Annotated in this window: 19 protein-coding genes; 12 read left to right on the plus strand and 7 right to left on the minus strand. The window is 45.4% G+C overall.

The window, feature by feature from the left end:
- Window positions 1-56 precede the first annotated feature (56 nt).
- The 5 genes from AY605_RS12630 to AY605_RS12650 all read right to left on the minus strand — a co-directional run bounded on the left by AY605_RS12630 (window position 57) and on the right by AY605_RS12650 (window position 4,183).
- Window positions 57-386 carry a DMT family transporter gene (locus AY605_RS12630; protein ID WP_004280373.1) on the minus strand — a complete coding sequence of 110 codons (330 nt, stop codon included), beginning with the start codon at window positions 384-386 and terminating at the stop codon, window positions 57-59.
- 8 nt (window positions 387-394) lie between these two features.
- Window positions 395-1,276: a hypothetical protein gene (locus AY605_RS12635; RefSeq protein WP_064096738.1), complete on the minus strand. Its 882-nt coding sequence runs from the start codon at window positions 1,274-1,276 to the stop codon at window positions 395-397.
- Window positions 1,273-2,280, minus strand: coding sequence for an isopenicillin N synthase family dioxygenase (locus tag AY605_RS12640; protein ID WP_064096739.1), 1,008 nt, complete (start codon window positions 2,278-2,280; stop codon window positions 1,273-1,275). Before AY605_RS12640 ends, AY605_RS12635 begins: the two co-directional genes overlap by 4 nt.
- 77 nt (window positions 2,281-2,357) lie before the next feature.
- The gene (locus AY605_RS12645) at window positions 2,358-3,239 is read right to left on the minus strand and encodes an ABC transporter ATP-binding protein (protein WP_064096740.1); all 882 of its coding nucleotides are present in this window, start codon (window positions 3,237-3,239) and stop codon (window positions 2,358-2,360) included.
- On the minus strand, window positions 3,239-4,183 hold the full coding sequence (locus AY605_RS12650; RefSeq protein WP_064096741.1) for an ABC transporter permease: 945 nt from the start codon (window positions 4,181-4,183) through the stop codon (window positions 3,239-3,241). The genes AY605_RS12645 and AY605_RS12650 overlap by 1 nt, the downstream gene beginning before the upstream one ends.
- Before the next feature lie 318 nt (window positions 4,184-4,501).
- Here AY605_RS12650 and mtlD point away from each other — a divergent pair, with 318 nt between their 5' ends.
- A complete protein-coding gene (mtlD, locus tag AY605_RS12655) occupies window positions 4,502-6,628 on the plus strand; it encodes a bifunctional mannitol-1-phosphate dehydrogenase/phosphatase (protein ID WP_064096742.1) in 2,127 nt (708 codons plus the stop codon).
- A 64-nt stretch (window positions 6,629-6,692) separates the two neighbouring features.
- Here the strand turns inward: mtlD and AY605_RS12660 are convergent, their stop codons facing one another.
- A complete protein-coding gene (locus AY605_RS12660; protein WP_064096743.1) occupies window positions 6,693-7,697 on the minus strand; it encodes an ABC transporter substrate-binding protein in 1,005 nt (334 codons plus the stop codon).
- Between the two features lie 10 nt (window positions 7,698-7,707).
- On the minus strand, window positions 7,708-8,286 hold the full coding sequence (locus tag AY605_RS12665; protein WP_004280362.1) for an ANTAR domain-containing response regulator: 579 nt from the start codon (window positions 8,284-8,286) through the stop codon (window positions 7,708-7,710).
- Window positions 8,287-8,789: 503 nt separating this feature from the next.
- Here AY605_RS12665 and nirB point away from each other — a divergent pair.
- From nirB to modB, 11 genes are all read left to right on the plus strand, one after another.
- Entirely contained in the window at window positions 8,790-11,336 is a 2,547-nt protein-coding gene (nirB, locus tag AY605_RS12670; protein WP_064096744.1) for a nitrite reductase large subunit NirB, read from the plus strand.
- A gap of 24 nt (window positions 11,337-11,360) precedes the next feature.
- Window positions 11,361-12,971 carry a nitrite reductase small subunit NirD gene (gene nirD, locus AY605_RS12675; RefSeq protein ID WP_064096745.1) on the plus strand — a complete coding sequence of 537 codons (1,611 nt, stop codon included), beginning with the start codon at window positions 11,361-11,363 and terminating at the stop codon, window positions 12,969-12,971.
- A gap of 180 nt (window positions 12,972-13,151) precedes the next feature.
- Window positions 13,152-15,929 carry a nitrate reductase gene (locus tag AY605_RS12680; protein ID WP_064096746.1) on the plus strand — a complete coding sequence of 926 codons (2,778 nt, stop codon included), beginning with the start codon at window positions 13,152-13,154 and terminating at the stop codon, window positions 15,927-15,929.
- Entirely contained in the window at window positions 15,926-16,552 is a 627-nt protein-coding gene (mobA, locus tag AY605_RS12685; RefSeq protein WP_064096747.1) for a molybdenum cofactor guanylyltransferase, read from the plus strand. The genes AY605_RS12680 and mobA overlap by 4 nt, the downstream gene beginning before the upstream one ends.
- Before the next feature lie 230 nt (window positions 16,553-16,782).
- Window positions 16,783-17,808, plus strand: a complete 1,026-nt coding sequence (moaA, locus tag AY605_RS12690; RefSeq protein WP_064096748.1) for a GTP 3',8-cyclase MoaA — start codon at window positions 16,783-16,785, stop codon at window positions 17,806-17,808.
- A 2-nt stretch (window positions 17,809-17,810) separates the two neighbouring features.
- Window positions 17,811-18,077, plus strand: coding sequence for a MoaD/ThiS family protein (locus tag AY605_RS12695; protein ID WP_064096749.1), 267 nt, complete (start codon window positions 17,811-17,813; stop codon window positions 18,075-18,077).
- Between the two features lies 1 nt (window position 18,078).
- A complete protein-coding gene (locus tag AY605_RS12700) occupies window positions 18,079-18,621 on the plus strand; it encodes a molybdenum cofactor biosynthesis protein MoaE (protein ID WP_064096750.1) in 543 nt (180 codons plus the stop codon).
- Window positions 18,622-18,689: 68 nt separating this feature from the next.
- Window positions 18,690-19,613 (plus strand): bifunctional molybdenum cofactor biosynthesis protein MoaC/MoaB, encoded by a 924-nt coding sequence (gene moaCB, locus AY605_RS12705; RefSeq protein ID WP_064096751.1) that lies wholly within the window; start codon window positions 18,690-18,692, stop codon window positions 19,611-19,613.
- On the plus strand, window positions 19,610-20,851 hold the full coding sequence (locus AY605_RS12710; protein WP_064096752.1) for a molybdopterin molybdotransferase MoeA: 1,242 nt from the start codon (window positions 19,610-19,612) through the stop codon (window positions 20,849-20,851). Before moaCB ends, AY605_RS12710 begins: the two co-directional genes overlap by 4 nt.
- Before the next feature lie 26 nt (window positions 20,852-20,877).
- Window positions 20,878-21,642 (plus strand): molybdate ABC transporter substrate-binding protein, encoded by a 765-nt coding sequence (gene modA, locus AY605_RS12715; protein ID WP_064096838.1) that lies wholly within the window; start codon window positions 20,878-20,880, stop codon window positions 21,640-21,642.
- A gap of 6 nt (window positions 21,643-21,648) precedes the next feature.
- A complete protein-coding gene (gene modB / locus AY605_RS12720; protein ID WP_064096753.1) occupies window positions 21,649-22,332 on the plus strand; it encodes a molybdate ABC transporter permease subunit in 684 nt (227 codons plus the stop codon).
- Window position 22,333 lies beyond the last annotated feature (1 nt).

Genomic DNA, 22,333 nt, shown 5'->3' on the forward strand with positions numbered 1-22,333 from the left:
GTGCATAAAAAATCCCCGGTCTGGGGATTTTTTACTATCAGATGAATATTAAAAAATTAAAGCTGCGTACTTTTGGAAAAGACATTGATAAAAATAATGCCAATGATCATAAACGCCAGTCCGATCAGCGCGGGAAGATCCAGTTGCTGTTTAAACACCAAGAGGCCAACCGTTGAAATCAGGATAATGCCGGCACCAGACCAGATTGCATAGGCAATGCCCATCGGAATGGTTTTCATGGTCAGTGACAGGAAAAACAGGGCAACGGCATAACCGGCAATTGTGGCAAGTGAAGGCCAGAGCACGCTAAAACCATTGGAAGCTTTCAATGCAGAAGTGGCAATGACTTCTGCAATAATGGCAATCGAAAGATATAAAAAAGACATATTTCTCCCTATAACACCCGTTCTGCATGCTGCATCAGGTGATCCTGTTCTGACTTCAGCCAGCTTTCAGCTTGTGTAGTCGTGGGGGTGGCATATTGAAATTGGTAATCCGGCTGGTATATATCCAGCTCAAAAATCAGGTCGATTTGACGATCATCTAAAATGACATGCTGAACCAGACTGCTTTCATTGAGAACTTCAAAATTTTCCAGGTTAAAGGCTTTGCCTGTCTCACTGCTGCGGGTGCTGTAAGTTTTAGCTTGACCATCAGTCCCGATAGAAACCTCAAAACTTTCCAACAAGGCAAACACGGTCGGATCAACAGCTTTCAAGTCCATTTGAGCTACTGCACTTTGCACTTCAGGCAAGCGCGTCAGCGCATAGGCAATATGATCAGCACAAATAATCAGGCCACCATCCATTTCCAGTGTTTGACCAGATTGAACATCAAGTGCAGACTGAAGACGCATGCCTAAAAATAAACCGTATTGCACCTGCTGGCGCCAGTCTTCGACATAGACATTACTTGGAGAAAATTCCAGAATGCAGTTGCCAATTGCATGCAACCTGGCTGGTTCCGGCCACTGCACATGATTCTGGTAATTGGCGTAGTCTTTCACTTCCCAGGACAAGAGTTGGCTGGCGTTATCCCAAAGTGTATTGCCAATCCAGCCTTGGCGCTCCTGAACAGCAGTTCCTGTCTGGCTTTTTAGACGAAGATCAATGGTAAAACTGCGCGACTGAAACCAGTACACAATGGTGTTTTCATCGGTCAGGCCATTATAAAAACTGATGCTTTTACGCCGAAATGCCCCATATAAAAAGCCTGGAATAATCTCTGGCTGAAAAGTCACAGGCTTTAAGCTTTTAATTACTTCAAACAGATTCATGATGCTGTCTCCGCCTGTTCTTCAAGTCCAAAAGAAAAAAGTGGTACAGCATTTTTTAAGATCAGTTCACCGCTAGCAACGCGCTGTTTTAAATATTGAAAGGTCTGGGCGGTCTGATTAAACAGATGCTCACCCCCGATCAGGGCAGAATATTTGGAATTTTCAGTGGGAATAACCGGTTCAATCACGGTGTCATAATTGCAGGCGCAAAATAGCGGGAACGAATAACGTTCTTCCGAGACCTTTTTCACGCGGTGCTTGGTGGCGAGATATTTACCATTTGACAGAATTTCCATCATGTCACCGATATTCATCACCAGTGTGTTTTCAATCAGTGGAATGTCGATCCATTCGCCTGCTTTATTCAAAACCTGTAAGCCGGGTGCGGTAGGTAACAGCAGGGTAAAGCATTCGTAATCGGTATGTGCGCCAATGCCTTCGGCATCTTGCACTTCCGGATTATAGGGATAATGAATCAAGCGTAGCTGACTTGGTGCATCAGTAATTTTGCTTTCAAAAAAGTCCTCACGAACGCCCAATGCCAGTGCAAAGGCAGAAAAAACCTGCCGGCTGATCTCACGCAGATGGCTGTAGTATTGGCTGACAATAGACTTGAAGTCTGGATGGTCTGGCCATAAGGTGGGGCCAAGTAAAGGACAGTTTTTTTGTGTACCCTGATAATCATAATTGACATCATAGGCTTCTTTTAAATCATAACTGTTGCCGGCAAACTGTTCTTCGCCAATCGGCACATAGCCACTATGGTTTTTTGATTTGCCAATATAGTGCTGCATTTTGGTGTCCAGATCCTGAGAAAAATAGGACTGGGCCATTTCAATCAGGGCTTTGGCGTAATCAAAATTAAACTGGCTACCTTGCAGATAAAGAAATCCGACTTCTTTACAGGCATGATCCAGAGCATGAGCAACTTCAATACGATCGGCTAAATCCGGACTTTGCAATTTTGAAATATCAACCAGTGGGAGTACATATTGCGCTTGCATGACAATCACCTCTAATGTTGGTCGTCCAACACAGCGATTAAAACCTTCGGGTCGTCCCAAAAGCATTTTGGATAAGATTATTTATTGCTGCTGACTTTGGTCATACGCGGAATGACCGGCAGTTCTGCCAGTGCCGGATCCAGTTCGTCTTCTTCAGCATGCACCAGATAATCGACACGTTGTCTTAACTGTTTAAATTCAGGACTAAGCATGACGTCTGGATGGCGTGGACGAGGTAGATCAACTTCGATAATTTCCTTGATTTCACCCGGATTGGCTTTCAGTGCAACAATCCGGTCGGCCAGTAAAATGGCTTCATCCATATCGTGGGTCACAAAAATGATGGTGATATCAATGTTTTGCCATAGGTCCATCAGGTGACGCTGCATTTTTTGCCGGGTATGCGGATCAAGTGCCCCAAAAGGTTCATCCATCAACAGGATTTTCGGTTCATTGACCAAAGCCCGGGCAATCGCGACACGCTGTTTCATCCCGCCAGACAGCTCATGCGGATACTGGTTTTCATACTTTTCCAGACCAATGATATTGATCCATTCACGTGCCTGTGCTTCTGCTGCTGCACTACTTTGGCCTTTCATGCGCGGACCAAACATGACATTTTCCTTGACGGTTTTCCATGGAAACAGGGTATAGCCCTGAAACACCATGCCACGTTCCGGACTTGGGCCGGTAATCGGCTGGCCATCCACCAGAATCTCACCACTGCTATAAGGATCCAGACCGGCGACTACACGGCTAAAGGTTGACTTGCCGCAACCGGAAGGCCCAATCACACAGATGAACTCCCGCTTATGAATTTTCAAATTGAGTGCATTTAAAACCGTACGTTCGGTTTTGCCATGACTGAATTTTTGCGTCAATTGCTTTGCTTCCAGAATCACCGGACGGCTATAAATCTTGTCAAAGTATTCGCGGGTATTAAATTCAGTGTTTTGCATCAGTTAGCTCCCGGTTTCCATTTAAATAAGCGTTGTCCCAGTTTCATTAAAATCACGTCACACAGCAGACCAATCACCCCGATAATCAGGATCGCGGCAAAGACATTGGGAAAGTTCTGATAGCGGGCTTGCTGGGTAATGAACCAGGTAATTCCGGAGGTGCTGCCGATCAGTTCAGCCACGATCAGGTACGTCCATGCCCAACCCAGCAACACGCGCAGATTACGGTAAATCTCTGGCATAGCCGCTGGAATCACCACATGAAACAGGCTTTTCAGTTTCGTTGTACCCAAAGTAAAACCGGCTTCAATCAGGCTGCGATCGACCAGACGAGTAGTATTGGCAATCAGCAGAATCATCTGGAACAGGGTTCCAATCACAATAATGGCTATTTTAGGTGCGTCATTGATTCCCAATATTGCAACGGCAAGTGCGCCAAAAGCCGGAGCAGGCAAGTAACGGAAGAACTCGACAAAAGGTTCTGTTAACAGGGAAATTTTCTTGGAAAAGCCACATAAAATTCCGAGTGGAATGCCAATCAGGCAAGAAATAAAGAATGCAGTAAAGACCAACTTGATACTGTGCCACAGGCTTTCATAAAACCAGGGTGCATTCGGTTGAACAGGAGGGGTGGTAAACGCGGTTACTAATGCAATTGCCACTTGATGCGGTGCTGGCAAATAGATGGGATTGACCAGGATGCCTTGAGGTGGGGCCAGACCCTGATCCACTGCGGATTGGGCAGCGGAAAAAAACACGTCTTTATCAATCCGGCTATTGACCTGTAAATAGCTCACACTACCGGGATTGGTAATCTCGACCTGTGGATGCCAGATAAATGGCAAATAGCTGACCGCACACCAAATCAGAATTGGTATTAAAAAAGACCCCAAGCCAAGTAGCAGTTTATTTCTTTGACTGAGTTCACGTGCAACGTAACTCATAGTGTTGCCCCTCAATATTACAAATTTTATAAAACGTAATACTGAATAAGCAAAATGAATGCCATGATGGGTGGGAACAGCCAAAATATTAAAATATTCTTATATTTCAAAAGAAAATTTAAAACGAAAAACAGGGATGATAAGTTACTTAAGTTAACACTTTGATTACATATGTAAACATAAAACATAGAATTTTAGTCTTTATTGGTTGTTTTATAATCAAAACTATTTCATATCTTTACATCGGTTTAATTCGACCCAGCTTTTCTTTAAGGTATTGCTCACTTCTTAACTCATTGAATTATAAAAAGGGGAGCAATGTTAGAGTTTAAAAATCAAATCGTACATGGCGCTATTTTCGATATGGATGGAACCATGTTCGATACGGAACGCTTGCGCTTTCAAACCTTGCAGCAAGCTTCACGTGAGCTGATTGATGTCGAATTTTCTGAAAGTTATTTAATTCAGTGTTTGGGCCTCAGTGCCCGTAGTGCAGAGCAGCTAGCCAAAGAGCGTTATGGACAGGATGTGCCCTATGCCGAGATTCGCCAGCGTGCTGATGTGCTGGAACTGGAACATGTACGTCATCACGGTGTTCCCATTAAAAAGGGGTTATTGCAGGTATTGGAACGCCTACGCAAGGCAGGCCTGAAAATGGCGGTAGCGACTTCAAGTCGCCGTGCGATCGCAGAAGAATATCTGATCAATGCCAATGTCTATAAGTTTTTTGATGTACTGGTGTGTGGCGATGAGATTAGACAGGGGAAACCCCATCCGGAAATTTTTATCAGTGCAGCCGAAAAAATCAATTTAAGCCCGGCCCAGTGCCTGATGTTTGAAGATTCTGAAAATGGTTTGCGTTCTGCCTATGATGCAGGTGGTATGACGGTGCTGTTCAAGGATATCAAAATACCGAACGAGTCCATGCTGGCACAAGCCCAGTATTATTATGAAACGGTCGAAGATTTTTTGGGAGAACTGAACCAGTTTGTTCCGGTTCTGGACATGCCGGAACTGGAAACCGCTTTTCCGCAAACACTCAATCAGCTGACTGTCGGGATTCACGGTTTTGGTGCAATTGGGGGCGGTTATCTGGCTCAGGTATTATCCCACTGGGATGGATACACTCGTCCGCGCAAAATTATTGCTTCGACACGTAATCCGCTGTATCAATCTAGCGTTAATGCTTTTGGCACTTACTGCATTCGCTATGGCCAGAATTCTTTTGACCAGCGTATTGAAAATATGAGCGTAATTGATGCGCATGATCTGGAACAGATGCAGAACATGTATATTGAATCCAGTCTTGTAGCAGTCTGCGTACCTGAGGAAGCACTGGTTTCTGAAGCGGAGGTCATTGCACAGGGCTTATACGCACGTTATCTGGCTTATGAGCAGCAGGATCAGCCACTGACAGTTTTAATTATCCTGAATAAAATCGGTGCTAAACAACAGGTGATGCAGCAGATTCTGAATAGTCTGCGAATGATTACTGATGAACAGACCGCCCAGAAAATTATGGATCAGCATTATTTCTGTGACACCGTGGTCAACCGTATGGTGTGCAAGCTGTCAGACCAGAAACTGTATCGTCAGCTGCGTATCAAATACAACATGTTCAAGCAGTATCAGCTGGATGAAGATCTGTCCGTAGTTGATCTGGATGATGCTACGGCACTGAATACAGAACAGGAACATCAGGCTGGGCTATATATTGAAGACCTGCGCCGTAATTTCCAGCCGAGTCATATCCTGCAGTCTATGGATCTGATTCTGTTTAACGCTGAAACGGATATGCCGATTTATGTGGAAAATAACAGTCCGTTACTGGCGAAAATGCGGCAGATGATTCTGGTGGATGATATTGCCAATATCCAGCTGATTAAAAACCGCTTATGGAATGGCGTGCATGCGATGATGGCCTGGTATGCCAGTCTGCGGGGACATCAGACTATTGGTATTGCCATGTCTGATCATATAGTCAGAAAATTTATGCACCAGTCCTTAGCTCAGGTGAAGCATGGCCTCTGCTACCAGATTCCAAAACATGCCTCAGACCTTGAACGTCTGACTCAAAGCTTTAGTGAATCCTGTGCCAATGCCTATCAGGATCCATGCGCTCGTGTAGGTCGTGAGCCCTTAAGAAAACTTGAGCACAATGAGCGTGTTATGGGATCATTGGCCACCTTGCTTAAATATAGCTTGCCATTTGATGCTGTTTTAAAAGGCGCAGTGCTCGGTTATGTCTATGCCCTAGAGCAGGGTGAATGCGAGCAGCAGGAACTTTTGATGCATTTGCAGATTCAATTAAAGCATATGGCGTTGGAACCGCAGCTTTATGAGGCTTTGTATGATGAAATGTCACAATTCATCAATCAGATTATTGCTGGAAAATTGTCCTTGCAGAAATTCATGCAACTGGATTTACAGCAAGCATTAAGCTAAATAAAACGTTAAATAAAAAGACCCGAAATTTTCCCGGGTCTTTTTTATGGGAATATACAAAGTATTAAACAGTGCTAGCTTCTTGTTGATAAATACAGGATTGCGCAATCTGTAGCTGATCATCCACTGACAGATCAAGATTTTCCCATTTCTGCATCTGCTGCAGGAGCCAGATAAAATCATCGACTTTCGGTTCGGCACTTTCCCCAACAAAATTCCGGATGATATTCTTGATCTTGTGAAAGTCATAGACATGCCGCTGGGCGGAACATCCAAACTGAATAATCTGATAATCCACCAGCATGTCCCATACTTCTGATAAATCACTGCGCTGCTTTAAATCATTCTGCGCTTTTTGTACTGCCTTGACCACTGCCTCTACAGTAAATGGATGCTGTTCTGCCCATTCCTGAGTCATGGCCAAAACTTTATCGGCAACTTTTGGAATGACATTCTGGCTCGCCGCAACGATAAAGCTATAGCCTTCAAGTTTGGCCTGAATATTCCAGGGTTCTCCCACGCAAAAACCATCGAATACCTGTTCCGAGATTCCTTTCACCATGAAAGGCGGTGGAGATGTCATCAGCTGGATATTCTTGGCCAGTTGTAGATCAGTCAGCGCCAGCCATTCTTTTAAGCAGTAATGGTGAATCGAATATTTATAGACATAGGCCAGATTGATGGAATGATTCTGTTGTAAAGCTTGTACCAGTTTCTTTGAGGTACTCTGTTCATCATCCCTTGGATGGATACCGAGTTCATAACACAGATCTTGGCGCAGGCTAATAAAAGCCTGATTCACGCTCAGTACTAGAGGGGTTTGCAAAGCCACCTGTAACTGGTCTGTGCCCAGGGCAGCAGCGGGCAACATGGCGGACAGACAATGTGCAGCATCCAGAAAGCCATAGGCCAGACGGTCACGCAAACTTGACCAGGAGGCTTCACGGATTAAATTGATTTTTAATCCCTGTTCGGCAAAGTAGCCCTGTTTTTCTGCCCAGAGAATGGCGACACAATCAAGCAAAGGAATATAGCCAATATTGAGTTCAGTTTTTTCTAGTGTAGACATATGCTTTTCCTTATTGGCCCAGTAACAGCTTCTGTGCATCCAGTAAGCGTCTGGCCATTTCACCAATGGTGATCCGGTGACTCATGGCGTTTTTACGTAATAAAGCAAAAGCCTGTTCTTCTGTTAAGGCATGTAGCTGGATGAGCAGGGCTTTAGCTTTATCGATATCTTTACGGTCAATGAGCTTGTCTTGGGTTTCTTTTAAATCATTTAGCAGCTTTTTATGCTTACGGAACTGTTCAATCGAAATTTCCAGAATGCTTTCTAGTTTGGTGGGATCAATACCATCGACGATATAAGCCGTGATTCCGGCATCAATGGCACTTTTGATGGTGTCTTTATTGGAGTTTTGGGTAAACAACACGGTGGGAAGTTCATATTGGCTGACACAGCTTTCAATAATATCCCGATGCGGATGATCCATATTCAGCAGGATCACATCTGCATGAATACCCTTAACATGTACCATATTCAGGTCATTCAGGATTAAACAGGCCACCACCTGAAAATCATGTGAAAGTAAGGATTCCTGGATGAATTGGGCGCGCTCCAGATCATCATCAATAAGAGCAATTCGTAATTTGGACATGGAATATTTTCAAGTAAGGCCTAAGGAATATTCAAGCAGGAGTAAAGCAAAAAACATGCCATTAAATTGGTGCATAAAATTCTATTTTTCTGTTCAATTTGGTGCATAGCTTTAGGGATTTCAGCTGATAGCTGATCAAAATGAAGCATTTAGGTAGATCATCTGCCTGGAATAAGGCGTTTTCTTGTTGGAAAAGTTGGCACGATTTCTGCATTTATTAAATCGTCAAAGATGACTTTCAATACTAACAACGGCCAACGATGTCCGTTCTGATCGTAATTGCACTTTCAAGGAGTGTGATTGGTATTTCGTTCAGCACAGGATAAATGACATGGTCAGTTGTTCAGCAATACAAAACGCACAAGCATTTCAACCCTTCCTCCAGCATTACAAAGCGCTGGGTTGCGGTATTTACAACATATTCAATCAGCAGACATATCAATGCCTAGACGTGATATGCGGCTTTTTATCATCTTTAAAAAAACAATAGTTGGAGTGCAGATATGAAAATTCTCATGATTGGGCATGGCATGGTGGGGCATAAATTCATCGAATCTGTACTGGAACAGGCCGGTGATGACATTGAGCTGACCATTTTGGCAGAAGAGCCACATTTAGCTTATGACCGGGTACATTTGACTGAATATTTCAGCGGCAAGTCGGTCAAGGATCTGAGCCTATGCCGTAGTGATTTTGCCGATGCCTATGGCATTGATTTGCGTCTTAATACCAAAGCAGTTGAAATTGATCAGCTCAATAAAACCGTCACCACCAGCCAGGGTGATGTGCTGAATTTTGACAAGTTGATTCTTGCTACCGGCTCTTATGCCTTTGTACCGCCAATCCCGGGCAATGACCGTCAGAATTGCTTTGTTTATCGTACCATTGAAGATCTGGATGCCATTCGCGCAGCCAGCCTGAATGCCAAAACCGGTGTGGTAATTGGCGGTGGTCTGCTGGGTCTGGAAGCAGCGAAGGCTTTGCGAGATCTGAATCTGGAAACCCATGTCGTAGAATTTGCTCCGCGCTTGATGGCGGTGCAGATTGATGATCTGGGCGGCCGGGTACTGCGCTCTAGAATTGAAGACCTTGGTGTCAAGGTGCATACCCAAAAAGCAACCTCATCTATTGAAGATGGTTACAACGCTCAGCATGTAATGAAGTTCGGAGATGGTTCGGTACTTGAAACCGATATCATCCTGTTCTCGGCCGGTATTCGTCCGCGTGATGAACTGGCGCGCCAGAGCGGCCTGCTGATTGGTGAGCGTGGCGGCATCATCATTAATGATTATTGCCAGACCTCACATCCGGACATTTATGCCATTGGTGAATGTGCACTTTGGGACAATAAAATTTATGGTCTGGTTGCACCGGGCTATGACATGGCGCGGATCGCGGCAAAACATGTACTGGACCAAGAGAGCCATGCATTCGCTGGTGCCGACATGAGCACCAAGCTCAAACTGATGGGTGTGGATGTTGCTTCTATTGGTGATGCACACGCCATGTCACCAGATGCCTTGAGCTATTTCTATGCTGATGAAGCCGCGCAGGTTTATAAAAAAATCGTGGTGTCAGCAGACAAAACCAAGCTGCTGGGCGCAGTGCTGGTGGGCTGTGCCAAAGAATATAGCGATCTTCTACAAATGATGCTGAATGGTCTGGCTGTACCGGAGCAACCAGAAAGCCTGATCATGCCGGGTTTTGATCAGTCAACTTCAAAATCAGGTGGTAGTGGTATTGATTTATTGCCTGACAGTGCGACCATCTGTTCCTGTAATAACGTTTCCAAAGCTGATATCTGTTCAGCCATTGATGGCGGTGCAACTTCATTGGGTGCACTGAAAAAATGCACGCAGGCTGCAACGGCGTGCGGTGGCTGTGCGCCACTGGTGACGCAGGTTCTCAAATCTGAATTACAGCGTCAGGGTGTCACGGTGAACAATCACCTGTGCGAACACTTTGCCTATTCACGTCAGGAACTGTATCACTTGGTACGCGTGCATGAAATCAAGACATTCTCTGACCTGATTCAGCAACATGGGCACGGCATGGGCTGTGATATCTGCAAACCGACCGTAGCCAATATTCTGGCATCCTGCTGGAATGATTTTGTTTTAAAACCTAGCCATGCCGGTTTACAGGATAGCAACGACTACTATCTCGGTAATATTCAGAAAGATGGTTCCTATTCGATTGTGCCGCGTGTTGCAGGTGGCGAGATTACTCCGGATGGCCTGATTACCATTGGTCAGATCGCCAAAGATTATGGTCTATATACCAAAATCACGGGCGGACAACGAATTGACATGTTTGGTGCGCAGGTACATCAGCTGCCTGAAATCTGGGAAAAACTGATCAATGCCGGTTTCGAGTCCGGACATGCCTACGGCAAATCCTTACGTACGGTGAAATCTTGCGTGGGCAGTACCTGGTGCCGTTTTGGAGTCGATGATTCTGTCGGCTTGGCGATTTTCCTGGAGAACCGTTATAAAGGCCTGCGTTCACCACATAAAACCAAAATGGCAGTATCTGGCTGTACCCGTGAATGTGCAGAAGCACAGAGCAAGGATGTCGGTGTCATTGCCACGGAAAAAGGCTGGAATCTGTATGTATGCGGCAATGGCGGTATGAAACCGCGCCATGCTGAACTACTCGCCTCGGATCTGGATACTTCCACACTGATCAAATATATCGACCGCTTCTTTATGTTCTATATCCAGACGGCAGACCGTCTGCAGCGCACCAGCGTATGGCGTGACAATATGGAAGGCGGGCTGGACTATCTGAAAGATGTCATTGTGCATGATTCACTCGGTATTGCTGCTGAACTGGAAAGCCGTATGCAGCATGTGATTGGCACTTATCAGGATGAATGGCGTACCGCAATTGAAGATCCTGAAGTGCGCAAACGCTTTAAGACCTTTATTAATGCCAAAACAGCCGAGCAGAATGACCCGCATATTCAGTTTGCGCCTGTACGTGGCCAGATTCGTCCAAAGACAGAAGCTGAACGTGATTTAAACCGTATTCCAGTGGTTGAAGCCTAAATACCACAGTCAGGGAGAATGAAAATGACAATTTTAAAAGACATGAACGAACTGTACTGGTACGAAGTCTGTCATCTGGATGAGATCACCCCGAATACCGGTGTTGCAGCCCTGATTGAAGATCAGCAGATTGCAATTTTTCGCGTGGGTCAGGAACAGCGGGTTTATGCGCTTAGCAATCAGGATCCGTTTAGTCTGGCCAATGTCATGGCACGTGGCATTCTGGGTGATCTGCAAGGTGAGCGTGTAGTCGCATCCCCAATTTACAAGCAGCATTTCAGTCTGGTGACCGGTCGTTGTCTGGAAGAACAAGAGCAGAAATTACTAGTATTTCCAACCCGAATTGAAAATGGCAAAGTTCTGGTGAGTCCAACTCCACAAAAGACCTATATTTCCAGTAATGGCCAAAACACAGAGCGTTTAAAACTGGTACTGGTCGGGAATGGGCTAGCGGGTATGCGTTGTCTGGAAGACTTGCTGGATATGGCGCCAGATCGTTATGACATTACCGTGATTGGGGAAGAGCCATGGGGTAATTACAACCGGATCATGTTGTCACCGGTATTGTCTGGTGAGAAAAGCTTTGCCGAAATTATGCTGCATTCAGCCGACTGGTATGCCGAAAAAGGCATTCGATTCATTGCTGGAGATGCTGCCATCTCTATCGACCGTTCACGTAAGCAGGTTCATACCGAAAAAGGCGAAGTCGTTGCTTATGATCGTCTGATCCTCGCGACCGGTTCGAAACCTTTCGTACCACCAATTCCAGGTACTGAACTTGAAGGCGTGATTAGCTTCCGGGATATTCAGGATGTTAACCGCATGCTGGATTACTGCAAAACCAAACAAAACGCCGTCGTGATTGGGGGCGGCCTGCTGGGACTGGAAGCAGCTTATGGACTGAAGCAGCAAGGGATGAATGTAACTGTACTGCACCTGATGGACCGTATTATGGATCGTCAGCTGGACATGAAAGCCAGTCAAATGCTGAAAAAATCAATTGAAGACAAAGGTATCCGGATCATTACCGAAGCCAATACCGAAGAGCTGCTCGGTATTGACGGTCACGTGACTCAACTGCGCTTAAAAGACGGGACAATGCTGGATGCCGATTTGGTGGTTTTTGCCATCGGGATTCGTCCGAATAAAACCTTGGCTGAGAAGGCTGGCTTGCGCTGTAATCGCGGAGTACTGGTAAATGACACCATGCAAACCTATGACCCGAGTATTTATGCGGTAGGTGAATGTATTGAGCATCGTGGCCAAACCTTTGGACTGGTTGAGCCATTATGGGGACAGGCCTTTATCTGTGCGACACATCTGGCTGAACATGGCCGACTGACCTTTAAGGCACCACCTGTTCCGACCCAACTCAAGGTTAGCGGATGTGATGTCTTCTCAGCCGGAAATTTCGAACCTCAGGATGATTTTGAAGATATCGTGCTAAATGATGAAAAGCGTCAGATCTATAAACGGATCATTATCCAGCAGGACAAAGTCATTGGTGCTGTGCTATTTGGCGATACTGAAGATGGGGCTTGGTATGCAGAACTGATTGCAGACCAGACACCGATTAGTAATATCCGCAGCAAACTGCTTTTTGGTCGGGATTTTGCATTAAAGAAAGCAGGGTAATCGGATCAATCTCCCAACCCCTCTTTGAAAAAGAGGCGAATCTCCCTCCTTTATTAAAGGAGGGTTGGGGAGGATTAAAGCTTTTGAGACATAGAAAAAATTTAAATCAAACCTGTAAAAGCTAGATATCAGAGATTTGGTGAAACACGTGAATTTGGATGATTAAGGAGCACAGCAGCAATGAATAGTATTCCGGTTATGGAACTACATAGCTCTACTGAATCCCAAATAAAAACTACTCAGACGACCTGTCCTTATTGTGGAGTAGGCTGTGGCGTCATCGCGCACGTAAGCCAAACCCCGATGGGTGAAAAGGTTCAGGTTGAAGGCGATGTTCAGCATCCTGCGAACTTGGGCAAGTTGTGTATTAAAGGCAGTCATCTTGCCGATACACTTAGTCTAAAAACCCGGCTTCTGCATCCGATGACAGGTCGAAAAGAACAGCGGCACATAAGCACTTGGGATCATGCCATTTCAAGTATTGCCAATAAATTTCAGCAATGTATTGATCAGTATGGACGTGACAGCATCGCCTTTTACGTCTCCGGCCAGCTTTTGACTGAAGACTATTATGTGGTGAACAAGTTTGTAAAGGGCTATCTTGGTACTGCCAATATTGATACCAATTCAAGGCTGTGCATGTCATCTGCTGTGGCAGCACATAAACGGGCTTTCGGCGAAGACCTAGTACCGGCCAGCTACACAGATTTTGAGCAGACAGAAATGGTGGTTCTGGTGGGTTCCAATACCGCCTGGTGCCATCCGGTGCTTTATCAGCGCATCATGAAAGCCAAAGAAGAGCGAGATTTATTCGTGGTGGTGATTGATCCACGCTTTACTGCAACCTGTGAAGCGGCAGATTTACACTTACCCATTTTACCAGGTCTGGATGTCGCGCTGTTTAATGGCTTGTTGCAATATCTTCAGCAAAATGGCTATACCGATCAGGATTTTGTTACCCAGCATACTCAAGGCCTGGAGCAGGCACTTGCCAGCAGCTCGACAGAGTCATCGCTTGAAAGCGTGGCAAAACGTACCGGTATTGCTATTGAAAAATTAACCTTATTTTTTCAGAAATTTGCCCAGACCGAAAAAATCATGAGTCTGTTTTCCATGGGTGTAAACCAATCCTCTCAGGGAGTAGACAAGGCCAATAGCATTATCAACTGTCATTTATTGACAGGAAAAATAGGCAAACCCGGTTCGGCACCTTTTTCCATGACTGGACAACCGAATGCCATGGGCGGACGGGAAGTCGGGGGACTAGCCAATATGCTGGCCAGTCATCTGGATCTGGATAACCCGCAGCATCAGCAACTGGTGCAGGATTTCTGGCAAAGCCCGGTTATCGCGCAGCAGCCCGGATTAAAAGCGGTGGATTTATTTCAAGCGGTGGAAAGCGGGAAAATCAAAGCCATCTGGATTATGGCCACTAATCCGATCGTGAGTTTGCCCGATGCAGATCAGGTTAAACGCGCTCTGGAAAAGTGTGAATTTGTGGTGGTTTCCGATATTTGTCTCGACACCGATACCACGCAATATGCCGATGTACTGTTACCGGCACTGGGTTGGGGCGAAAAAGATGGCACAGTCACCAATTCGGAGCGCCGTATTTCCCGGCAAAAGGCTTTTTTGCCGGCTCCAGGTGAAGCCAAAGCAGACTGGTGGGCCATTTCCGGGGTGGCTCAGGTCTTAGGTTTTAGCGGTTTTGACTTTAACAATAGCCATGACATTTTTCTGGAACATGCCCGTTTATCTGCTTATCAGAATAGTTCGCTTTCGCAACGTGAAGATACACCGAATTTTCGCTATTTCAACCTGCAAGGTTTAACTCATCTCGGTTTTGCGGAATACCAGAATCTGGCACCGATCCAGTGGCCGGTCTGGGATAAGCAAGAAGTTCATCAGGTTGGTCAACTATTTAGCCAAGGCCTGTTTAGTCATGCAGATGGCAAAGCTAGATTTGTGCCGACGATTGCAGCCGATCCGGTACATGCTATTTCTGCTGAATATCCTCTGATCCTGAATACCGGACGCATTCGCGATCAATGGCACACCATGAGCCGCACCGGATTATCTGCCAGTTTATCCCAGCATCGTGCCGAGCCTTATTGTGAGCTGCATCCGCAAGATGCGCTGAAATATGGCCTGAAAGATGCCGAGCTGGTCGAGGTGAAATCCGCTTGGGGAAGTTGTGTACTCCGTGTGCAATTTTCACAAAATATGCGACGTGGCCAGATTTTTGCACCGATTCACTGGAACGACCAGTTTGCATCCGATGCGCGGATTGGCAAAGTAGTTAATCCGGTAGTTGACCCGATTTCCGGCGAGCCAGAATTTAAGCATACTCCGGTGATGATCAAGCCATTTTATACTCAGTGGCAGGGCGTGCTGTATGTACGGGAAGGCTTTGAACAACAGATCCAGACCATGATTGAAAATACGGTGTGGTGGAGCAAAATTCAAACCACTCAGGCCATCCGTTATGAACTGGCAGACCGGCGCCGTTTTTCTGACATCACCGGGCAGATCAAGAGCCTGTTAGCCTTTGATGATGAAAGCTTTGAATGGCTGAATCTCGAAGATCAAACGGCGCATATCAGTCATAGTGTGGTGCTTCAGGATGGCCAGTTAATTGCCAGTTTTTATATCGCACCAGCGGCGCTATTGCCAGATCGTGACTGGGTGGCTGGCCTGTTTAGACGTGAACGTCTGAGTGCATTACATCGTAAAGCATTGCTGGCAGGTCAGGCCATGTCAATGGGAAATAGTGAAGGTTCATTGGTCTGTAGCTGTTTTAAGGTCGGTAAGAACAGAATTATTCAAACCATTAAAGATAAAAATATCACGCATGAAAAACAGGTGACTGCATGTCTGAAAGCCGGAGGAAATTGCGGTTCATGTTTGCCCGAAATTAGAGGCCTGATTAAAGCCTGCCAGACGGAGTACATAGAATGAAAAGAAGAGTGATGAAAACGGTGTCTTATCCGGAAACCGAGGTGGTGATCCTGGCCGGCGGTTTAGCGCGGCGCATGAATGGCATCAATAAATTACTGCACAAATTTGATGATGAAATCCAGCTAATTAAAATCCATCAGCAGTTGAAGTCCCGGGCAAGCAAAGTCTGGGTCAATAGCCATCGGGATCATTCCATTTATAAACGGATGATTCCTTCGATTGATTTTTATCAGGACGATGAACCCGGCTTTCAGGGACCATTGATGGGCATGAAGAGTGCCTGGTCATATGTACAATCTGATTATGTGCTGTTCGTACCCTGTGATGTGACCTATATTCCCAAAAAGGTCATTTCACGTTTACATCAGGCCCTGCAACGACATCCTTTATCTGAAGTGGCGGTGGTTGAAATAAATGAAAAAGCATTGTTTCCATTCTGTCTTATGAAACGCAGCAGCTTACCCACTCTTATACAACATCTTGAAAATGATCAACACAGTTTAAAACTCTGTTTTGCTGACATGCACATGCAGCGGGCAAGTTTTAAAAATCGTGCCCTGTTTTTCCACAGTATTAATTCATTTGATGAGCTACAGCAGCATCAACAGCTTAACTTTCTCTAGCGTTTAAAATGCTAAAAGCCGAATTATTATATTTTGGCTCACCAAAATATTGCTTTTTTTATTTTTCGAGCAAACTTTCGGACTAAAAAAGAACAAATATTATCCATTAATATTCAAGAAAAATAAATTTGTGCAAAGTTGGAACACTTATTGCTCATTCATTGTGAAGAAATAGGGCAGTAAATCAAGACTGTTAAATAACCGTGCAGATCTCATCATGGACCGCAGCAATGAACAGTATGACAGCTTTAGCATCTCGCAGTACCTTTCAGGATCAGTTTGGACGCCAGAAACGTAAGTTGCGGATATCAGTAACTGACCGTTGTAATTTCAAATGCAGTTATTGCATGCCTGAACATCCGGAATGGATGAACAAAAAAGATTTGCTTAGTTTTGAAGCCCTGTATGCTTTTTGCAAGTTTATGGTGCGACACGGGATTGAGCAGATCCGGGTGACGGGGGGAGAACCGTTGATGCGTCAAGGTATTGTTCATTTTATTGCCCGATTACAGACGCTGAAAGCCTTTGGCCTGAAACGTATTTCCATGACCAGTAATGGCCATTATTTAGCAGATTATGCTCAATCGCTTAAACAGGCAGGACTGGACGACCTAAATATCAGTCTGGACAGTCTTGATCCAAAGCAGTTTCAGCAACTGACCCAAAAACAGTTACAGCCTGTACTGAATGGCATTTCTGCCGTGCAGCAGGCAGGTTTGACCGTCAAGATCAATAGTGTGCTGATCAAAGGTATCAATGACGATCAGATTATTCCTTTGGTTAAGTGGGCACAGCATCAGGCTGTAGAACTGCGTTTTATTGAGTTTATGCCCCTCGATGGCGATCAGAAATGGAATCCGTCTGATGTCATCAGTGAGCAAGATATCCTGGATCAACTGAAAACCGAATTTGATGTCCAGATATCTCAAGGCCAAGGCGCTAATCCAGCCCGTGGCTATCTGGTCAATGGGCAGCCTTTGGGGATTATTTCTACCATTACCCATTCATTTTGCGGTGATTGTGATCGCCTACGCCTTAATGCCCAAGGCGAATTTTATAACTGTTTATTTGCCAGACAAGGCCTGAACCTTAAGGCGGATATCGAACAACTGGCGCTGGATCATTTCGCCACACAGACATTTCAGCACAAGCTTCACGCTTATATCTGGCGTAAAGAGGCCGGTTTTCATGCGATTCAGCAATCACCAATACAAAAGCCGATCCGAAAAATCAGCATGCACAGCATTGGAGGATAAATATGTCTCTCACTCAGCAAAAATTAATTCATATCAAAATAGAAGCCTTCGGTGCGATTGAACGACAACTTCCAGCAGATTTAAATTTGCAATGCGAGTCTGAAATTCAGGTTACTGAAGTCCTGAACCAGTTGCTATTCATCTATCCCAATATACAGCCCATGCTGGAACGCTGCGCCTGTGCAATCGGTGAAGACATTATTTCCAGACAGAATGTTTTAAATCAGGACAGTACGTTGGTACTGTTATCACCGGTAGCAGGAGGCTGAGATGCAACTCAAACCATTAAAACAATTTGCCCGAATCCAGCAGACTGCTTTCAGGATGGAGGATTTTGATGGTATTCAGCACTTTCCGGAATGTGGTGGAATCGGCATCTTTGTCGGCACAGTACGTAACCATCATCAGGGAAAAGCTGTGCGTGCCCTGAAATATACTGCCTATGCGCCTGTGGCTGAAAAAATGATTCGTGAAATTGAACAGCAGATTCAGACCAAATACCAGGTGTCTTATGTGCGGGTGGTGCATCGGATTGGTGAGTTGGGGATTGGAGAAACAGCCATCATTGCTATGGCTTATGCGGCCCATCGTCTAGAGGCCTTTGCTGCCTGTGAGGAAGCTGTGGAACGGGTAAAGCATGAAGTTCCGGTCTGGAAAGAAGAATTTTATATGGATGGTAGCAGTCAATATGTCGAAGGCTGTTGTATCCGAAAAGATCATGGACCTGAAACGGATCATTCCCATCCTGCAGAAGATGTGCATTGTCACCATCACCATGTAGCACCACACGCTTGCCAATCACCATCTAATTAAATGCGTCCAATGAGAACCCATAACATAAATCACTTTAAACAGATTTTTAAATTAGTCCGAGATGAATCATGAAAAATGTAGGGATGAAAGCAGAAAGTTATCGTACAGCAATTGCCACTGGAATCCTGCATGCACCGCCACATTGCATTGAGTTGCTGCGTAATGGCAATACTGAAAAAGGTGATGCCCTGAAAACAGCACGCATTGCCGGCATTCTCGGTGCCAAACGGACCGATGAGCTGATTCCACTATGCCATCCATTGCCGATTTATCGTGCCGATGTGGAATATAAACTGTGTGATGCGCATGTCGAAATTATTGCTACCGTGGAAACCATTGGACCAACCGGTGTAGAAATGGAAGCTTTGACAGCGGTGAGTCTGGCGGGTCTGACCTTGTATGACATGCTGAAGCCGCATTGTGAACCGGAAGATTTGTCGCTAGATCAATGCAGGTTGCAGCAGAAAAAAGGTGGAAAATCACATTTTACCCGCGTACTTAAAGAGAGTCTGTCCGCTTCAGTTATTGTACTGTCCGATACGGTTGCAGCAGGCAAAAAGCCGGACACTGCCGGGCAAAACGTACTGGAAATTTTAAAAGAAGCCAATTTTGATTCTATTAGTTATCAGGTCATTCCCGATAGCCCAGAACAGCTCTTGACCCTGATTGAACAGCAGAAAAATCAGTATCCGCTGATTCTAACTGTGGGCGGTACTGGTTTAGGTCCTAAAGACCTAACGGTTGAAACCCTGCAACCTTTGCTGCAACGGGAAATTCCCGGCTTGATGGAAGCTTCACGTAGTTTTGGGCAAAAACGTACCCCTTATGCGGCATTAAGTCGTGGCGTGGCGGGCTATATTGAGAACAGTCTGGTGATGACCTTGCCGGGAAGTCGGCAGGGGGCGAAAGAATCCCTGATCGCGGTGCTTCCAGCGTTGGTGCACTTATTTGATGTGCAAAAAAACATTCCACATGCGGGAGGTTATCAATGAATCAGGCAATATCACATTCAGCCTGCGGTGCTGAACCGGGACTGATTTCTGTTGATCAGGCACTGCAGATGATACTTGAGCAGACGCATATCCTGGTAACTGAAAGCCTGCCGCTTGCTCAGGCTCTGAATCGCTATCTGGCAGAAGCGATTGATTCGGCCATTCCATTGCCGCTGTTTTCACAAAGTGCTGTAGATGGCTATGCGCTTTGCAGTCCAGAAAATGTTAGGACTCACAGCATTTTTGAACTAATTGGAGAAATTCGGGCAGGGCAAAGCACTGAAATTGAACTACGACCAGCTCAGGCAGTCCGGATTTTTACCGGTGCCAGGATTCCAGCAGGAACTACAACGGTCGCCCGTCAGGAAATTGTCGAATACCATGCCAATCAAATCATTATCACAACAGACCTAAAACCTCATACGGATATACGTGATGCAGGCGAGGAAATCGCACAAGGACAACGTCTGGCAGATGTAGGACAAAAACTGCATGTAGGTGCAATTGCAGCTTTAAGTATGGCAGGTGTGAAGCAGGTTTTAGTCTATCGTTATCCTAAAATCGCTATTGTGATTACTGGAGATGAAGTCGCTTCCAGCATTGAAGACCTGAATTCCGGCAAAATCTTTGACGCCAATGCTCCACTAATTCAGGCCTGGTTTCAGTCACAGGGACAAAACGTAGATATTCTGCATGTGTCCGATTGTGAGTCCGAACTGCAATTATTACTGAACCGACTCAAACACCAATACGATGTCATCTTGACCACAGGCGGGGTTTCGGTAGGTGATTATGATTTCATTCGCCCGGTTGCCCTGAAGCAGGGTTTTGAGCAGATTTTCTGGAAAGTGAAGCAGAAGCCCGGAAAACCGATGTTATTTGCCAAGTATCGTCGAGATGATCAAGGTTACTGTTATCTCTTGGGTTTACCGGGAAATCCGGCTGCCGTGTATGTCGGGATGCAAATCTATACGGCAACTTTACTGAATGCCTTACAAGGGAAAAAGCAGTCACCTGCATGGCTCAATGCGGTGATGACGCATGATTTGAAAGCGGATGCACGCGAGCGATTTTTAAGAATGGCTGCCGAATTTGATCAGGGTACCTTACAACTCAAGAGCCTGGCAAAGCAGCAGTCGCATATGCTTAGTAATCTGATACAGGCCAACTGTCTGGTTCGTATTCCGGCAGGAACAGAAATCCAGGCTGGGCAAGTCGTACAGGGTTTATGGATTTAAACTGAATGCAAAGTAGAAATAAACAGATGCAACTTTTCAGAATCTTATTCATCGGCATGCTGCTTATATCCGGCTTAACACATGCTGAGACAGTAAAAATATATGCTGCAGCCAGCCTGACCAATGCAATCACTGATATTTCCAAGCTATATCAGCAGCAACATCGCAATATTCGAATTATTCCTGTTTTTGGAGCATCTTCTGTGCTGGCCAGACAGATTGCAGCAGGAGCTGAGAGTGATATCTTTATTTCTGCAGATATTGAATGGATGCATGATTTACTTAAAAAACAAAAAATTTCGATCGGTCAGATTCGATCTTTGCTCTTGAATGAACTTGTATTGATTAGTCCTATTCAGCAAAAAAACCATTTTAGAATATCAGCCGACTTTAATTTTGCTAAAGCCTTTCAAGGTTATTTATGTACCGGACAAATGGAATCGGTGCCTGCCGGAAAATATGCCCAGCAAAGCTTAACCCGGCTGGGCTGGTTGAAGCCGCTTCGGGGCAGAATAGTCGGGACGGATAGCGTCCGTTCAACTCTCGCATTTGTAGAACGTGGCGAATGTCAGGTCGGTATTGTGTATAGAACTGATGCGTTGATGAGTAAAAAAGTTAGAATTTCGGGAGTATTTCCAGCCAGTACACATCGTCCGATTGTGTATCCGATTGCTTTAACCCGGCAGGGCCAGAAAAATCAGGCTGCAGTCCAATTTTCTGAATTTATCCAGACGAGCGCACAGGCCAGACAGATTTTCCAGAAATATGGCTTTAAGCTTAAGGTAAGCTAACTGCTCATGCTTACACCAGAAGAATTGAATGCCTTGATGCTTTCAGCCAAAGTGGCGGGCTTTGCCACAGCGGTGTGCCTGCCATTTGCTATCGCCGTAGCATGGCTGCTGGCACGTTATGAATTCAGGGCCAAATTTCTCGTAGAGGCAATATTGCAGATGCCTATGGTGCTACCGCCGGTAGTACTGGGCTATCTTCTGCTCCTGCTATTTGGCCATCAGGGGATACTGGGGCAATATCTGCATGCATGGGGAATTCAGCTGATATTTAACTGGAAAGGTGCGGTACTGGCAGCAATTATTGTGGCATTTCCCTTAATGGTTCAACCAATTCGCTTGTCTTTTCAAATGATCAACCGGCAGTTAGAACAGGTGGCAGGATCTCTGGGCGCTGCACCATGGCGGGTATTCTATAGCATTAGTCTGCCATTGGCTTTGCCGGGGATTTTAATCGGCAGCATTTTATGTTTCAGTCGCAGTCTGGGAGAGTTTGGTGCCACCATTACCTTTGTTGGCAATATTCCCGAGGAAACCCGCACGATTCCTATCGCCATTTATAGCCTGTTGCAACAACCTGATGGAGAAAGCATGGCCATGCGTCTGGTCATTTTATCTCTGATTCTGGCTTTTTCTGCCTTGATTGCAAATTACTGGATCATGCAGAAGTATCAACGTAAATTGGAAGCTTAAG

Source organism: Acinetobacter sp. SFD (genome assembly GCF_001647575.1).
Classification (GTDB): domain Bacteria; phylum Pseudomonadota; class Gammaproteobacteria; order Pseudomonadales; family Moraxellaceae; genus Acinetobacter; species Acinetobacter pecorum.

Excerpts from the sequence above, each read along its gene's own strand:
- nirD (WP_064096745.1), top strand. The coding sequence starts at position 11,361 with ATGACAATTTTAAAAGACATGAACGAACTGTACTGGTACGAAGTCTGT.
- AY605_RS12640 (WP_064096739.1), bottom strand. The coding sequence starts at position 2,280 with ATGCAAGCGCAATATGTACTCCCACTGGTTGATATTTCAAAATTGCAA.
- nirB (WP_064096744.1), top strand. The coding sequence starts at position 8,790 with ATGAAAATTCTCATGATTGGGCATGGCATGGTGGGGCATAAATTCATC.
- AY605_RS12645 (WP_064096740.1), bottom strand. The coding sequence starts at position 3,239 with ATGCAAAACACTGAATTTAATACCCGCGAATACTTTGACAAGATTTAT.
- AY605_RS12660 (WP_064096743.1), bottom strand. The coding sequence starts at position 7,697 with ATGTCTACACTAGAAAAAACTGAACTCAATATTGGCTATATTCCTTTG.
- modB (WP_064096753.1), top strand. The coding sequence starts at position 21,649 with ATGCTTACACCAGAAGAATTGAATGCCTTGATGCTTTCAGCCAAAGTG.
- AY605_RS12635 (WP_064096738.1), bottom strand. The coding sequence starts at position 1,276 with ATGAATCTGTTTGAAGTAATTAAAAGCTTAAAGCCTGTGACTTTTCAG.
- mtlD (WP_064096742.1), top strand. The coding sequence starts at position 4,502 with ATGTTAGAGTTTAAAAATCAAATCGTACATGGCGCTATTTTCGATATG.
- AY605_RS12650 (WP_064096741.1), bottom strand. The coding sequence starts at position 4,183 with ATGAGTTACGTTGCACGTGAACTCAGTCAAAGAAATAAACTGCTACTT.
- modA (WP_064096838.1), top strand. The coding sequence starts at position 20,878 with ATGCAACTTTTCAGAATCTTATTCATCGGCATGCTGCTTATATCCGGC.
- AY605_RS12710 (WP_064096752.1), top strand. The coding sequence starts at position 19,610 with ATGAATCAGGCAATATCACATTCAGCCTGCGGTGCTGAACCGGGACTG.
- AY605_RS12630 (WP_004280373.1), bottom strand. The coding sequence starts at position 386 with ATGTCTTTTTTATATCTTTCGATTGCCATTATTGCAGAAGTCATTGCC.
- AY605_RS12695 (WP_064096749.1), top strand. The coding sequence starts at position 17,811 with ATGTCTCTCACTCAGCAAAAATTAATTCATATCAAAATAGAAGCCTTC.
- mobA (WP_064096747.1), top strand. The coding sequence starts at position 15,926 with ATGAAAAGAAGAGTGATGAAAACGGTGTCTTATCCGGAAACCGAGGTG.
- AY605_RS12680 (WP_064096746.1), top strand. The coding sequence starts at position 13,152 with ATGAATAGTATTCCGGTTATGGAACTACATAGCTCTACTGAATCCCAA.
- AY605_RS12665 (WP_004280362.1), bottom strand. The coding sequence starts at position 8,286 with ATGTCCAAATTACGAATTGCTCTTATTGATGATGATCTGGAGCGCGCC.
- moaCB (WP_064096751.1), top strand. The coding sequence starts at position 18,690 with ATGAAAAATGTAGGGATGAAAGCAGAAAGTTATCGTACAGCAATTGCC.
- AY605_RS12700 (WP_064096750.1), top strand. The coding sequence starts at position 18,079 with ATGCAACTCAAACCATTAAAACAATTTGCCCGAATCCAGCAGACTGCT.
- moaA (WP_064096748.1), top strand. The coding sequence starts at position 16,783 with ATGAACAGTATGACAGCTTTAGCATCTCGCAGTACCTTTCAGGATCAG.